This window comes from Streptomyces sp. NPDC059452 (assembly GCF_042750035.1).
Classification (GTDB): domain Bacteria; phylum Actinomycetota; class Actinomycetes; order Streptomycetales; family Streptomycetaceae; genus Streptomyces.
This window is the reverse complement of the sequence record NZ_JBHYVE010000017.1, coordinates 1-14481: the sequence shown is the minus strand read 5'-3', so window position 1 is coordinate 14481 and position 14481 is coordinate 1. Positions and strand designations below refer to the sequence as shown.

The window sequence follows — 14481 nt, the reverse complement described above, 5'->3', positions numbered from 1 at the left end:
GAGGGGCGGGCGGCGGGAGGGCGCGCTGTCAGGTACGCGCTCCCGCCGCCCGCGTTCTCAGGAGGCCAGGACGCGTCGCGCGTCGGCCTTGCCGCCGTCCCAGTGGAGGGAGACGGGGGTGGTGGACGGTGCCTCCGGGGTGGCCAGCCACCCCAGGAGCGCACCGTCGCGGGTGACGGCCACGGCGGCGGAGCCCGCGGGGAGGTCGAGCGTCCAGGCGCCGTCGTCGCCGGTGACCCGGTCGTCACCGTCGGTGGGGTTGAAGGCGCCGATGAAGCGGACGCCTGCGGGGCCGGTGCGGCTCAGGACACTTGCCCGGCGGTGCGCCGTCGTCCAGCGCGGCTGCCCGTCCGGCGCCGGGAGTCCTGCGGTGAAGGAGGCGACGAATTCGGCCACCGCTCCTTCGGCCGGGGCTCCGGCCACGACCGCCAACTCGTCGGCGGCCTTGGCGACTTCCCCGCCTTCCGTGGCTGCCCCGCCTTCCGTGGCTGCCTTGCCTTCCGAGGTCTCCCCGCCTTCCCCGGCCCGCTCGCCCTTCGCGGCCTCGCCGCCCTTCGCGTCCCCGTCCTCGGAACGCCCGGCGCGCAGCACCGCCACGGGCAGCTGTCCGCCGCCGTCCGGGGCCTCGGCAGGACCTTCGTCCAGCCAGCCCAGGCCGATCAGCCGTCCGGATTCGGCCAGTTGCCGCTGTACGGAGTCGGCGAGCTCGGCCAGGGCCGTGCGGCCGGTGCGCTGCCAGGCGCCGGCCTCGGGCAGCGCCCGGTCGACGAGGACCACCGCGTCGCGGTCGAGGGTGCTGGTGAGCAGCGCGTCGCCGAAGCGGTCGAGGAACGCGGCCAGCAGCCGCAGCCCCTCCGCGTTGGCCTGGTGGGTGCCGCCCTCGGCCAGCGGGGCTCCCGGGCTGTACGGCGGGGCGTGGAGGGCCGGGTCCACGCCGTCGGCGCGCATCCCGTCGTGGTCCATGTCCACCAGGGGGCCCCAGTTGGCCGTCGCGCACGCGGTGTAGACGCTGACGGTGCCGGAGCCCAGGAGCAGGGCCAGCAGCGCGTTGAACACCGGGGTGGCGGGCCGGGCGAAGGAGGCGTCGGTCCAGGTGAACCCCCAGTTGGCCTCGACCACATCCGTACCGCCGAGCAGGATCCCGGCCAGGTGGGAGCCGAACGCGCCGGTGTCACGGGCCGGGTTGCCGACCCACTCGGTGTGGCCGATCAGATGCCCGGAGCCCTGGATGGCGTGCTGCCGGGCGGCCCAGGCGTCGAACGCCGCACCGGGGGAGGAAAGACCGGCGAGCGGTACGTTGGCCAGCCGGGCGGGGCCCTCGGGGAAGAGCGCCGACATGCCGTCCCACATCCCGACGATGGCGTGGCCGCACCACTGGGACCACAGCAGCCGTTGGGCGTCGCTCCACCGGCCGACGTCCGCGGTGGCCTGGGCGGCCTCGTCGGGCAGGCCGCGTCCGGTCAGCCAGCGGGCGAAGGACTCGCGGGCGGCCGGTGAAGCGTCCTGGGCGTCCACGGGGAGGTGGGCGTCCCCGGCGGTGCCCTCGTTGCCGAGCTGGAGGGCGACGACCGGGCCGCGCGGTGCGGCGGCCCCGGCCACCACCTCGTCGGCCACGGCACGCAGCCAGACCTCGGTCTCCTTGCGCACCTCCGGGTCGAGGAGGCTCGGCAGCGGCTTGCCCTGGGAGGTGAGCACGCTGCCGTCCAGGCCCCGGTACGCGGTGTACGGGGGCTCGCAGAGCCGGTCGGGGAGCCCGCCGAGCTGGACCTCGGCGTGGATGAAGGGGCCCGGCTTGAGGAGAACGCCCAGCCCGGCCCGGGCGGCCAGCTCCAGCAGGCCGACCACATCGCGCTGCGGGTCGGTCCGGCCGGTGAAGTCGAAGGAGCGCCCGGCGCCCTCGCCGATCTCGTGGAAGCGCCAGGGGAGGTAGCAGGAGACCACGTCGACACCGAGGCGCCGCAACTCTCCCAGATCGGCGGACCAGTTGGCGGGATCCGCACGGTAGTACGGGTATTCGCCGACGATCACGGGCCGGGAGGAGCCGGGGACCAGGGCCTGTGCCAGGCCGGTGTGGGGGGACTGTTTCACGCTTCGGCCCCCGAGCGCGGCGGTACGAGGACGACCTTCAGCGCGGTGTACTCGGCGCCCGGGACGGCGGCGAGCGCCTTGAACGCCTCCTCGTGGTCGGCCAGGTCGAAGTGGTGGGTGACCACCCGCTCCAGCGGAAGCCGCCGGGCCAGCTCCACGGCCTTGGGGAAGATCATGCTGTTGTAGTCCCCGGCGCCGATGATCTGGAGCCCGCGCTGAAGGAGGGTCAGCGGGCGCACGGTGGCGGAGGCGTTGTCGTTGAAGCCCATGACGACCACGCGCCCGCGCAGCGCCGCATAGCCGATGCTCTGCTCCAGAAGGTTGCCGACGGAGTCGACGACCAGGTCGCCGCTCTCGGCGAGAGCGGGGTCCTCCGGGGTGTGCAGGGTGACGCGGCCCCCGAACTCCGGGGCCTCGAACACCTCGCTGCCCAGCTTCCGGCGGACCTGGTCCGGCTCGACGAGCAGCACCCGGGCCCCGTACAGCTGCGCGGCCATGGCGGTGACGACGCCCATGGGGCCGCCGCCGACGACGACCACGGTCTCCCCGGCGGCCAGCCGGCCGGCCTCGATGTTGTTGAGGGCGCAGGCGAGGGGTTCGACGACCACGGCCCGGTCGAAGCTCATGCCCTCGGGTATCGCGTGGCAGAAGAGCTCGGGGAGGCGGATGAACTCCGCGAAGGAGCCGTCGTAGTCCAGGCCGACCTCGGTGCCGGCCTTGCGGCCGCAGAAGTTCCAGTGCCCCTCCAGACAGGTGGGGCAGTTGCCGCAGTACAGGGTGGGGTTGACGATGACCCGGTCACCGACGGCGAAGCGGGTGACCCCGGCGCCGACGGAGTCGACGACCCCCACGGCCTCATGGCCCATCACCACACCGGTGTCGGCGGGGAACTTGCCCACGAGCACACTGCGGTCGGTGCCGCAGATCCCGCTCTGCGCCACGCGGATGATGACGTCGTCCGCGGCGCGGGGCTCGGGCTTGGGGTGCTCGACGAGGGCGAGCGTGCGGTCGGCGGTGAGCGTCAGGGCCTTCATGATGCCTCCGTTGCGGCCGCGGGGGTGGAGCGGCCGAGGTCCCAGCGGATCGATTCGAGGAGCTGCTTGTGGAGCTCGGGGGTGGCCGCGGCGATGCACGACTTCTGGTTCATCGGGCCGAGGTCCACGAGGGAGGTGGTGCCGAGCTCGTCCCCGTAGGCGTCGGTGATGACCACCCCGGCCAGCCGGGCCAGGTAGACGACGGCGGCGATGTCGTACGGGAACAGGTGCAGGATCGACCCGCGCCCCACCCTCAGGAACTCCTCCTCGGTGTCCGGCCAGTCCCGCAGGACGCGGTTGCCGATGTCGACGTAGGCGTCGAGCTGGCCGGTGATGATCCGGGAGATGGAGAAGGTGCTGCTGTTGAAGACGAAGATCCCGCCCGTGTTGGCGGACCGGTCCACGAGGTGGTCGTAGGCCTCGGCCATCAGGCGCATCGGGTGGCCGTTGAACTCGATCGACCAGAACATCCGGGTCAGATCGGTGGTCCGGCTCAGGCGGGGGACCGGCGTGGTGAAGCCGCTGCTGCTCAGACCCTCCGTGTCGTCCCCGTAGATCCACGCGCCGCTCTTGATCTCCAGCAGACACGCGGCGTTGACGTCGGCGAGGGTGGGCGCGCCGTCGCCGTAGGGGGCGGCGGCGATGGAGACCATGCCCATCTCCAGACCGGCCGACGTGGGGCGGGTGCCGTCGATCGGGTCGACGACGAGCAGGAGCTGCGGGTCGGGAGCCAGCTCGACGTACGACCCGTCCTCGGTGTACAGGGCCAGGGGTACGTCGGCGTGGGCGCGCAGGTAGTCCAGTACGGCCTGCTCCGCCACCTCGTCGACGTCGAACTGCGCGTCGCCGCCGGGGGAGTCGCCGTGGACCTGGCGGACCTGGCCGCGGTCCGCGTAGGCCAGCAGCTCGGAGCGGACGTGCTCGCCGAGCGAGGTGAGGAGCTGCTTCATCGTGTTCGGTGCGCTCATCGGGCCAGCTCCGCGAGGAAGAGGTTCTCCAGCTTGTCGCAGATCTCCTCGGCCTGGTCCATGGTGAGGATCAGCGGCGGACGGATCTTGAGGACGTTGCCGTACCCGTAGCGCGAGGTGCGCAGGATCAGGCCGTGTTCCATGGCTTTCTCCGCCAGATGGTTGGTGAGCTTCACGGCCGGTTTGCCGTCCGGCTCGGCGATCTCGAACCCGATCATGAGGCCGACGCCCCGGACATCCACGATGGCCTGATAGCGGCGCTTCATGTCGGCAAGGCGTTCCATGATGTAGTTGCCGGTTCGGGTGACGTTCGCCAGGAATTCCGGCTGACGGATGATATCGAGAGTGACATTTGCCGCCGCGGCCGCGAGGAGATTCGAACCGTACGTGAAGGAGTGGTGATTCGCCGGAAGGCCGGAGAGCCGGTCATTGGTGATGATCGCGGCGACCTGGGCGCCCGATCCGCCGAGCCCCTTGGCCGTGGTGATGGCATCCGGCTCGACACCGAAGTGCTGGGCCGCGAACATATGGCCGGTTCGGCCTATCCCTGTCTGGATCTCGTCGAAAATCAGGGCGATGTTCTGCTCGTCGCAGAAGGCCCGGAGTTTTTGCATATAGCCGTCGGGCGGCACGATATTGCCACCGTTGCCGGAAATCGGCTCGATCAGGACGGCGGCGACACGGCCGGAACTCGCGTAGTCGACGAAATCCTCCAGACGATCCACACACATCGTCCCGCAGGTCTCCTTCTGCTGCCCGTAGAAGCAGCGGAAGCAGTACGGGTCGGGCACCTGGAGGCTGCCGGGGAAGAGGTTGGGAAACGGCTCGCGGCGGAAGGAGTTGCCCGACATCGAGGTCATCATCATCGTCTGGCCGACATGGCTGCGGAACAGGGTGATGACGTCCGACTTACCGGTCGCCAGCTGGGCCATCTTGATGGCGCCCTCGTTCGCGGCCGAGCCGCCGGACACCTTGGGATGCACCTTGGTCAGGTTCTCGGGGGAGACCTCCACCAGCCGCTGGACCAGGCCGTTGATCGGATCGCTCTGGTACGAGGAGGTCAGGTGGACCAGCTTGTCCAGCTGGTCCTTCATGGCACCTATGACCGCCGGGTGGGAGTAACCGAGGCTCAGATTGAAGGTCGCCGAGGCGCAGTCGAGAAAACGTCTGCCGTCCTCGTCGTAGAGGTAGACGCCCTCGCCGCGGTCCATCTTTCGGGTGCTGACGGGGTAATATATGTGGTCGGTAACGTCTTTGATATCCATCTGTCCCTCTTATACGGGTCACGTAAAACGTCGAGATACGGACGTAAAGCCACGTACGTCACGTCCAGGGCAATGGAAGGCGATACGCCTCGATGCCGTATGGGAGCGGTCCAGATTTCTCACCCTGTGCGCCGGGGAGTTTATCGGTGACGGCCTGCTCACTCATACGAACACACTTCCAACCGGCTTGACAAGAGGGATCTTGGGCGACGAATGCAATCTGGCCGACATTCGTGGAGGGCTTCGGTGTCCGCCGTGAAAATCGGGAATGACTAACCGAAAAAGGCCAGGGCGGCGGCGGAGGAAGCCCGGGAATCGGCGACGGCCGCCGAGGCCCGGGCCACGAGTGTGCCGGTGGCCCCGAGCGAGGCCACCGCCCCCGCGGTACGTTGCTCCGCCCCGGCCGCCGTCAGACCGGGCCACCCCACGGCGTGCAGCCCGGAAGCCGTCAGCAGGGCTCCCGCGGCGACCGCCGGAAGCCGCTCGGCCGTCGGCTCCCGCACCGCCTCCCGTACCTGACGCAGCGCCAGGCCCGGGGCGGTGCCGCTCGCGCGGAGGGCCGGCCCCGGGTGCAGCCGTGCCAGCGCCCAGGGGCCCAGGCGCTCCACCCAGTGGGCCGGGCCCCGTTGCCGGGATGCGCGGCCGATCCGTGCCAGGGCCTCGTCCAGCGCCGCGTCGCCCGTGCCGCCGGGTCCGGTCACCCGGACCCGGTCCGTGTACAGTTCCAGCCGGCCGGCCAGCGCGCCCTGGAGCAGGAGCGCGCCCGCGAGGCCGCGCCCGGTCTCGATCTCCCGGCGCGTTGGCGGGAAACAGCCCTGTGCGGCGGCGCAGAGCGCGAGGAGTAACGGTATGCCCGTCACCGCGGCCCGGCCCGCAGCGTGGTGGGCAGGGCGGCCTCCAGCTCGGCGGGGGAGGTGAACAGATGCCCCTGAAGGCCCAGTTCCCGCGCGGCCCGGACGTTCTCGGCCCGGTCGTCGACGAACAGGATCTCCTCGGGGGGCAGCCCCAGCTCCCGGACGCACCACTGGTAGGCGGCCGGGTCGGGCTTGGCGCTGCCGATGCGGCAGGAGAAGCCGACCACCGAGAAGTGCTCCAGCCACGGCTGGCTGGTTTCGTACCGGACGGCCAGTTCCTCGGGGATGTTGGAGAGCAGACCGCAGGTGACCCCCCGGCCGGCGAGGCCGGAGAGCAGGTCGACGCTGCGCTGGTCGATCTCGCTCCAACTGGCCAGGTCGGCGGCGATCAGGGCATCGGACAGACGCGTGTCGAACGGGATGTCCAGCGCGGCGCAGACGCCCTTCCAGTACGCGGGACCGGTCACGTCGCCGCGGTCGTAAGGGGCGCGCTGGGACCAGTACGCCTCCCAGAACCGGTCCCGGTCGCCGCCGGCCGTGCGTTCCAGCACGGCCTGCAACTCGGGTGACTGGACGCGCGCTATGACGCCGAACATGTCGAAGAGTACGGCTTTCATGCCTCAGGCTCCTTTGGTCGCGGGGGCGCTCGTCGGCTCCGCCTCCAGCGGGCGGAAGACGCCGTTGGGGTCGGGCGCGTTCTTGCGCAGCCACAGGCTCAGCGCCACACAGGCCGCGGCGAGCCCGAACAGCACCAGCGGCAGCGCCTTGACGCCCAGGTTGTCGATCGCCCCGCCGAGCAGCGGCGGGAAGGCCACGCCGCCGATCATCGAGGCGGCGATCACATAGGCACCGGCGGCCGCCACGCTGGGCACGGCGCGGTTCAGCCAGGGCAGGCAGGTGGGGAAGATGGGCGCGATCATCAGTCCGACACCGCAGTAGGCGTACGGGGCGAGCCCCGGGATGGTCGCCAGGAGCAGGAAGCCCGCCATACCGACGCAGCAGACGATCAGGATGGCCGGCGCGGAGAAGCGCAGGCTGAGCGGGGCGGCGATGAACCGGCCGATGGTCATGGCGGCCCAGTACGCCGATGTCGCCGTGGCCGCGGTGGCGGCGCCGTAACCCACCGCTTCGAGGTGCGTGGGCTCCCAGCCGCCGACGCCGGTCTCGATGGCTACGTGCAGCACGTAGATGCCGATGAACATGATGATGATGGGAAGGACCCGGGCCCCGCTCTTCGCGGAGCCTTCCGCGACGACCGGTGCGGGCTCCTTGGCGGCCACCCCGCCCAGGGTGAACAGGATGAGCACGCACACCACCCCGATGCCGAGGAAGATCGCCGGGTAGTTCGCCGCGCCGAGCCAGCCGATCAGGGCGGGACCGGCGATGGCGCCGACTCCGAAGTGGCCGTTGAGCAGGTTGAGCATGGCGGTACTACGGCGGCCGAAGCCGATGGCGAAGAGCTGGTTCAGGCCGTAGTCGATGCCGCCGAAGCCCAGGCCGATGACGAAGGTGCCGGTCAGGGCGAGGATCCAGCTCGGCGAGAACGCGAAACCGGCCGCGCCGACCGCCATGAGCACGTACGAGCCGCCGAGCAGCACGCGGTTGTTCAGGCGCCCCCGCAGCACGTGATAGATCAGCACACCCAGGAGGGCGCCGATGAAGTGCGCGCTGAGACTCAGCCCGGCCACGGCCGGGCTGAGGTCGTACTCGTCGCGCAGCGCCGGGATCGCCGGACCGTAGAGCGCCTGCAGCGCCCCGATCACCACGAACGCCACGCACGAGGCGATGACCGCGACGGTGGTGAGGAGCGGCTTTCCCGCGTCCGGCAGGTCGGCCTTGGTGGTTGCGGCCATCGGTCCCCTCATCGTTTCATCATTGACTGTTAAACGAACATGATCGACGTGCGAAACATGGGCGTATTCACACAGCGGCTGAACACTACTCACTGCAACCGTTCGTTTCAACAGTCCTGATGTGCGTACGCTCACGATGGCGCATTTCTGTGCTACAAGCAGACGCATGAACGTCATGGAGAGACACAAGTTCGTCGTGGACCTGCTGATGAAGGAGAACCGGGCGACCGTGGCCGAGCTGGCCCGTGCCGCCGGGGCGTCCGAGATGACCATCCGCCGGGACCTGGAGGTCCTGGAGTCCCGGGGCGCGCTGCGCCGGGTGCGGGGAGGTGCGCTGAGCAACCTGCCCGGCGGCGTCGAGCCGCCGTACGCCATTCGTGCGATGTCCGGCGGGGAGGCCAAGGAGCGGCTCGCCCGCACGGTGGTCGAGCTGCTGACCGACGGCGAGACGGTCGCCCTGGACACCGGCACGACGGCCGTCGCCATCGCCAAGGCCATGGCAGGCCGCCAGCTGACGGTCGCCCCGCTCTCCCTGCACGCCGCCTTCGCCCTCTCCGGGCACTCCGGTGTCCAACTGCTGATGCCGGGCGGGCGGGTGCGCCCGGAGGAGCTCTCCTTCTACGGCCACACCCCGGTCCAGACGCTTGAGGACCTGTGCTTCGACACGTTCATCCTGGGCTGCTGCGGCGTCGACCCGGCCCAGGGCGCCACCGCCTACAACCTGGACGACGTACAGGTGAAGCGTGCCGCCGTGAAGGCGGCACAGCGGGTGATCCTCGTCGCGACCGCCGACAAACTCGGCCGTACGGCGCTCGGCCGCATCTGCCCGATGGACCAGATCGCCCTCATCGTCACGGACGCCCCCGACGACTCCTCGGTGGTCCAGGAGCTGCGCGACCAGGGGGTCGAGGTGGTACGCCCGACGGACGAATGAGCCGGACGAATGAGCCGGACGGACGAACGGGGCGGACGAACGGGACGGACGGACGAACGGGGCGGACGTACGGGACGGACGCCGGGTGTCACGTTCCGTACGGGCCGGGCGCTTGTCGAACCCGGCCGGTCCGCCGGAGGCGGAGGGCGGCGTGGGCCGAGGTGAGGCGTTCGGACTCGGTGCGGTCCGGGGTCCGGTCGGCCGTGACGTCGTCGGCCCAGGCGAGCAGGCGGTGCAGGTGTGCGTCGGTCGCGTCGGTCGAGGAGGTGGCGGTGCGGGGCTCGCCGACGACGACCTCTCCGCCCGTCCCGTCGAGGGCGATGAGCGTGCCTTCGGGCAGCGTACGTCCGCCTGCCCGGGCCTGACCGGCGGCGGCGTCGACCACGAGGTCCGCGGCGCCCACGACGGCGGGTTTCCCCATCGACCGCGCCACGACGGCCGCGTGACTGGCCGGGCCGCCGCGTGCGGTGACCACCCCGGCGGCGGCCGCCAGGCCGTGCATGTCGAGCGGGGAGGTCTCCGGGCGCAGCAGGACGACCGGGCCCCCGGCGGCCAGCCGCACCGCGCTGTCGGCGGTGGTCGCCAACCGGCCGACGGCGACGCCGGGGGAGGCGCCCAGCCCTCGGGTGAGGAGGTCGCGGGGTTCGATCGCCGTGATCCGGGGCGTACGTACGTGGGCGAGGTGGTGCGGGGAGACCCGGAGCAGCGCTTCGTCGCGTCCGATCGCCCCCGCGTCGGCCAGCTCGACCGCGACCCGGACCCCGGCGCGCCCGACGAACCGCCCCGGACGTACCTGGAGGAGCCACAGTTCGCCCGCCTCGAAGGTGAACTCCACGTAGCACGCGTCGCGGTAGTGCTCCTCCAGCCGTCGCAGGGCGGACAGCAGACGGTGCCACACCACGGGCTCCCGGTCGGCCAGTCGGCTCAGGGGTTCGGTCACCGACGCACCCGAGACGACATCCGTGCCCTGACGGCCGAACAGGGCCTCACCGAACGGGACATGCTCCCCCGTGTTGGGATCACGGCTGAACGCGACGCCCGTCCCACTGCGCGGGTCGCGATTGCCGAAGACCATCGCCTGTACGGTCACGGCGGTGCCCAAGTCGTGCGGTATGCCGTTCAGTTTGCGGTAGGTCCGCGCACGCGGGGTGTTCCACGACGAGAAGACGGCCGCGACAGCCAGCTCCAACTGCCGGGCGGCATCCTCGGGGACGGGGTCGCCACCGTGCTCGGCGATGAGCCGCTCGACGTCCTGGATCGCCTCGGTGAGGCGGCTCGTCCCGGTGGTCCGCCCGGCGATGGCACGGTCGATACGTGCCAGGCTCTCCGGCCCGACACCGGCGACCTCGGAGGCGAAGCCGGTCAGGAACCTCAGCCGTGAGTCGAGTGCGAACCGCGGGTCGCCCGTCTCGTCGGCCAGGGCGGTGGTCGCCTCGGTGGTCAGCCCGAGGTTGAGAACGGTGCTCATCATGCCGGGCATCGACACGCTGCCGCCGGAACGGACGGAGACCGCGAGCGGCCGCCGCCGACCGCCGAGCCTGCGCTGCGTGGCGGCTTCGAGGCCGGCGACGGCGGCCGCGAGTTCGGTGCCGAGGCCGCTGGGCAGCCGTCCGGTACGGAGGAAGGCGCGGCACGCCTCCGTACCGATGACGAAGCCCGGCGGCACGGGCAGTCCCAGACGGCGGAGCGTGATCAGACCGTGCGCCTTGCCGCCGAGGACGTCCGCCGTCTCCTCGACCTCGGCCGAGAGCGGGTGGATCCAGGTCATCTCTGCGCCACCTTCGCGGAAGGGGATGGAGGAGAGGGCGGGGGAGGAGTCAGTGGCGCGGGATGCCGAGCGTGGTCAGCAGGTCCTCGTGCAGGTGGAACCAGACGGCGTGGTACGAGGAGGTGTCGTCCGCGACGTACTCCAGGTCGCCCGCCCTCGCGCGGGCAAGGGCGTCGGCGAGCCGTACGGGGTAGCGCCCGAAACGCGGCAGCTCCGCGGAGAGCTCGGCGCAGACCGGCTCGGCGCGCTGGTGGAACTCCGCGAACCGGTCGAGCACCCGGGCGTCGTAGGAGGGGTCGCTGTGGTCGTTCATCGTCATGGCGCCGTCCACGGCGCGGAGCTGCCAGGCCGTGCAGAGATCGAGCAGCTCGGGATTGAGCACCAGGAACCGGTCGAACGTCGCGGTCAGCCGGGCCCGGGCTCCGGCTGCCGCCATCTCGTCGGCGATCCGCTCGGCGTCCGCGGCTCGGCCCGCCTCCGTAAGGCCCCATCCGCCGAAGTCGCCTGCGGTACGGGTGACGAGTCCGGCCACCGCGAGGTCGATGAGCTCCGATTCGACGTCGGGCTCGGGGAGACCGACCGCCCGGGCCACCCCGGAGAGGCCGGAGAAGCCGATGCAGCGGAGCGTGTGCAGCACCAGCAGATCGGTGCCGGTCGGGTGGGGCGTAACGGACTCGGGCTGGGTCATGGTGCGGCCCCGTCGGTGTGGTGAGGATCGCGGGTCGCCTCGGCCCGCTCGGACCACAAGATACAACGAACATCCCGATGTTGAGAACATCTGAATTTGAGGCGACGTGAACCCGAGCGCCGAAAGGGGGCAGGCCGGTTACCCGTGCGGCGGGGCAAGGAAGAAAGGGGCGACCTCCGGTGAGGGCGCGTTTCTCGCTCGCCCTCACCGGAGGTCACCCCCGTGGGCTCAGTCCTCCGTCCAGCCGTGGTTCTTCGCGAACCGCGCCAGCTCGTTGCGGACCTGCAGAATCTGCTGGCCGGTGAGCGAGGGTGCCGCCGTCAGCAGGGCCTCGGTGACCTCCCGGGTGAACTCCTCCGTGCTGAGCACATCGCAGAGCGAGTCGTCGTACGGAGTGACCTGCTTGCCCGTCTCCCCGGCGGCGAGGCGGACCCCCGCGGCCTTCGGGCCCCGCTCGCCGTCCTCGATGTCGAACTCCACCATCACCCCGGTACCCACCAGTGCTTCGGGCATCTGCATGTCGTTGACGTGCAGGAACACATCGTCCCCGCCGGTCTCGGGGGCAATGAACCCGTAACCCCGCGCACTGTCGAAACGCACCACACGACCAGCCACCATCTCAACCCCCACCAAAAAAAGCGCACTCTCCACCCGGGCACCTCGCCCGCTGAATCGGGTCGAGCGTAGCCGTGCGGCCCCCAAGGAAGCGACTCTTCTCCAGGGGCTGTCAACCGGTCCGTCCCGGGCCCGGTTTCAGGCCGAACGGGCCGGGGCCGAGGTGTCCAGGGCGACCGAGACGGCGAGCAGGCCGAGCGCCGTTCCCATCAGGTAGCGCTGCACCTTGAGCCAGGAGGGGCGGCGGGCGAGGAAGACGGCGATGGTTCCGGCGGCCAGGACGATGGACAGATTGACGGTGAGGGCCACCGCGATCTGGACGGAGCCGAGCACGAACCCCTGGAACAGCACGTGCCCCGCCTCCAGGTTGATGAACTGGGGGATGAGGGAGAGGTACATGATGGCGATCTTCGGGTTGAGCAGATTCGTCATCAACCCCATCGTGAAGAGCCTGCGCGGGGAGTCGTGCGGCATGTCCTGGGGGGCGAAGACGGAGGTGCCGCCGGGGCGCAGGGCGGTCCAGGCGAGGTACGCGAGATAGGCCGCGCCGGCCAGTTTCACCGCGACGTACAGCTCGGGCACCGCGATGAAGACCACCGACAGGCCGAGGTTCGTCGCGAGCAGGTAGACCAGGAAGCCCACGGCGACACCGCCGAGGGAGACGACTCCGGCCCGCCTGCCCTGGGTGATGCTCCGGGAGACGAGATAGATCATGTTCGGCCCGGGGGTGAGCACCATTCCCAGGGCCACCATCGCGACCCCCAGTACTCCGGTCAGCTCAACCATGGCTGCGGGCCGCTTTCTGTCGGTGAAGGAGGGGGCCTGGTGCACCCCGCGTCGGGGCAATGTGAGTGTATGACCCTCCCGCTTCTCGGTTCAATGTTCCTATTGAACTCGGTGCAATACTCTGGTCCCCGAGGTGTGCGACGAGCAGGGCGAGTGCGAGGGGTGAGATGCGTGAAGGACTACCGGAGCGTCGCCGACACGGTGGCGGAGGAGATCGGGGCGGGCCGGCTCAAGCCAGGGGAACGGCTGCCCACCCAGCGGGAGTTCGCCCGGAAGTACGGCATCGCCAACTCCACGGCCACCCGGGTCTACCAGGAGCTCGCCCGCCGGGGCCTCACCGTCGGCCAGGTGGGCCGTGGCACCTTCGTACGGGACGCCTCCGGCGCGGCGGCGGTCCCCGCGCTCTCCGAGCCCGCCGACAGCCGGGTGGACCTGGAGCTCAACTACCCGGTGGTGCCCGGACAGGCCGAGCTGCTCTCCGCCGGGCTGGGCAGACTGGCGCGCCCCGCCCTCCTGGAGACCGTGCTGGCCCCGGTCGGAGCGGCCGGGACCGCCGCCACCCGCGAGGCCGCCGCCGACCTCCTCGCACGGGGCGGCTGGCGCCCCGATCCGGCACGGGTCCTCTTCGCGGGAGGCGGCCGGCAGGCGATCTCGGCGGCCGTCGCGGCGCTGACGCGGCCGGGCGCGCGGCTGGGCGTCGAGGAGCTGACGTATCCGGTGCTCAAGGCCATCGCCGCCAAGCTCGGCGTCACCCTCGTGCCGCTGGCCATGGACGAGGCCGGGCTCATCCCCGAGGCGGTGGCGGAGGCGCACCGGGCGGAGCCGCTGCACGCCGTCTACGTACAGCCCGTCCTGCACAATCCGCTGTCGCTGGCCATGCCCGCCGACCGGCTCGACCACCTGGCCGAAACGCTGCTGACCTGCGGGATCCAGGCGATCGAGGACGCCGTCTGGTCCTTCCTCCGGGACGATCTGCCGCCCCTCGCCTCCCGTGCGCCCGAGCGGACGGTCCTCGTGGACAGCCTGTCCAAACGGCTGTCCCCGGGGCTCTCCCTCGGGTTCGCGGTGGCGCCCCCCGACGTCACGGGAAGGGTCGCCGCCGCGCTGCGCTCGGGAGGCTGGATGCCCATGCGGTTCCCCCTGGAGGCGATGGCCCAGTGGCAGGCGGACGGGGCCGTCGAGGCGCTCGTACGGGCCAAGCAGCGGCAGGCCGCGGCGCGGCAGGAGATCGCCCGGAGCCATCTCGGCGACTTCGTGATCCGCGCCGACCCGGCTTCGTACTACTGCTGGTGGGAGCTGCCGCGCCCCTGGCGTGCCGACACCTTCGTCGCGGCCGCCGCGCGGCACGGCATCGCGGTGACCCCGGCCGCCGCGTTCTCCGTCGGCCGGGGTCACCGCGGACCGCACGCGATCCGCCTCGGCCTGGCCTCGCCCGCCACGGAGACCCTGACCCGGGCTCTGACGACCCTCGCCGATCTCGCCCGGTCCGCCCCGGACGATCTCGCTCAGGACTGATTCGCCGAGAGCCCTTACGCCCTAGGGCCTGTCGTCAAACTGCCGCCTGCCGCGCGACGCCTGGCACGCACGCTCGCAGCGTTGCCGAAATGGCCAAGTAGCTCCGCTACGAG

Annotated in this window: 13 protein-coding genes; 2 read left to right on the top strand and 11 right to left on the bottom strand. The window is 71.1% G+C overall.

Annotated features, from left to right (window positions below):
- Positions 1 to 57 precede the first annotated feature (57 nt).
- The 7 genes from ACFW9Z_RS22215 to ACFW9Z_RS22185 all read right to left on the bottom strand — a co-directional run bounded on the left by ACFW9Z_RS22215 (position 58) and on the right by ACFW9Z_RS22185 (position 8062).
- A complete protein-coding gene (locus ACFW9Z_RS22215; RefSeq protein WP_384643611.1) occupies positions 58 to 2088 on the bottom strand; it encodes a beta-galactosidase in 2031 nt (676 codons plus the stop codon).
- Positions 2085 to 3122 carry a zinc-binding dehydrogenase gene (locus ACFW9Z_RS22210; RefSeq protein ID WP_384643608.1) on the bottom strand — a complete coding sequence of 346 codons (1038 nt, stop codon included), beginning with the start codon at positions 3120 to 3122 and terminating at the stop codon, positions 2085 to 2087. The genes ACFW9Z_RS22215 and ACFW9Z_RS22210 overlap by 4 nt, the downstream gene beginning before the upstream one ends.
- Entirely contained in the window at positions 3119 to 4090 is a 972-nt protein-coding gene (locus ACFW9Z_RS22205) for an inositol monophosphatase family protein (RefSeq protein ID WP_384643605.1), read from the bottom strand. The genes ACFW9Z_RS22210 and ACFW9Z_RS22205 overlap by 4 nt, the downstream gene beginning before the upstream one ends.
- Positions 4087 to 5355: an aspartate aminotransferase family protein gene (locus ACFW9Z_RS22200; protein WP_384643602.1), complete on the bottom strand. Its 1269-nt coding sequence runs from the start codon at positions 5353 to 5355 to the stop codon at positions 4087 to 4089. The genes ACFW9Z_RS22205 and ACFW9Z_RS22200 overlap by 4 nt, the downstream gene beginning before the upstream one ends.
- A gap of 272 nt (positions 5356 to 5627) precedes the next feature.
- The gene (locus ACFW9Z_RS22195; protein ID WP_384643599.1) at positions 5628 to 6215 is read right to left on the bottom strand and encodes a GPP34 family phosphoprotein; all 588 of its coding nucleotides are present in this window, start codon (positions 6213 to 6215) and stop codon (positions 5628 to 5630) included.
- Positions 6212 to 6826 (bottom strand): HAD family hydrolase, encoded by a 615-nt coding sequence (locus ACFW9Z_RS22190; protein WP_384643596.1) that lies wholly within the window; start codon positions 6824 to 6826, stop codon positions 6212 to 6214. The genes ACFW9Z_RS22195 and ACFW9Z_RS22190 overlap by 4 nt, the downstream gene beginning before the upstream one ends.
- 3 nt (positions 6827 to 6829) lie before the next feature.
- Positions 6830 to 8062: an MFS transporter gene (locus ACFW9Z_RS22185; RefSeq protein WP_384643593.1), complete on the bottom strand. Its 1233-nt coding sequence runs from the start codon at positions 8060 to 8062 to the stop codon at positions 6830 to 6832.
- A gap of 175 nt (positions 8063 to 8237) precedes the next feature.
- On the opposite strand from ACFW9Z_RS22185, the gene ACFW9Z_RS22180 reads away from it, so the two are divergent.
- Positions 8238 to 8996, top strand: a complete 759-nt coding sequence (locus ACFW9Z_RS22180; RefSeq protein WP_384643590.1) for a DeoR/GlpR family DNA-binding transcription regulator — start codon at positions 8238 to 8240, stop codon at positions 8994 to 8996.
- Positions 8997 to 9084: 88 nt separating this feature from the next.
- On the opposite strand, the gene ACFW9Z_RS22175 is transcribed toward ACFW9Z_RS22180, so the two are convergent.
- The 4 genes from ACFW9Z_RS22175 to ACFW9Z_RS22160 form a co-directional block, all read right to left on the bottom strand.
- Complete coding sequence (locus tag ACFW9Z_RS22175) at positions 9085 to 10764, bottom strand: pyruvate, phosphate dikinase (protein WP_384643587.1); 1680 nt, start codon at positions 10762 to 10764, stop codon at positions 9085 to 9087.
- A gap of 49 nt (positions 10765 to 10813) precedes the next feature.
- Positions 10814 to 11452 carry a transcriptional regulator gene (locus ACFW9Z_RS22170; protein ID WP_384643584.1) on the bottom strand — a complete coding sequence of 213 codons (639 nt, stop codon included), beginning with the start codon at positions 11450 to 11452 and terminating at the stop codon, positions 10814 to 10816.
- A 228-nt stretch (positions 11453 to 11680) separates the two neighbouring features.
- Positions 11681 to 12070, bottom strand: coding sequence for a cold-shock protein (locus tag ACFW9Z_RS22165; protein ID WP_384643581.1), 390 nt, complete (start codon positions 12068 to 12070; stop codon positions 11681 to 11683).
- Between the two features lie 135 nt (positions 12071 to 12205).
- Positions 12206 to 12853: a LysE family translocator gene (locus tag ACFW9Z_RS22160; RefSeq protein WP_384643578.1), complete on the bottom strand. Its 648-nt coding sequence runs from the start codon at positions 12851 to 12853 to the stop codon at positions 12206 to 12208.
- Between the two features lie 171 nt (positions 12854 to 13024).
- On the opposite strand from ACFW9Z_RS22160, the gene ACFW9Z_RS22155 reads away from it, so the two are divergent.
- Positions 13025 to 14368, top strand: a complete 1344-nt coding sequence (locus ACFW9Z_RS22155; RefSeq protein ID WP_384643575.1) for a PLP-dependent aminotransferase family protein — start codon at positions 13025 to 13027, stop codon at positions 14366 to 14368.
- Positions 14369 to 14481: the final 113 nt, after the last annotated feature.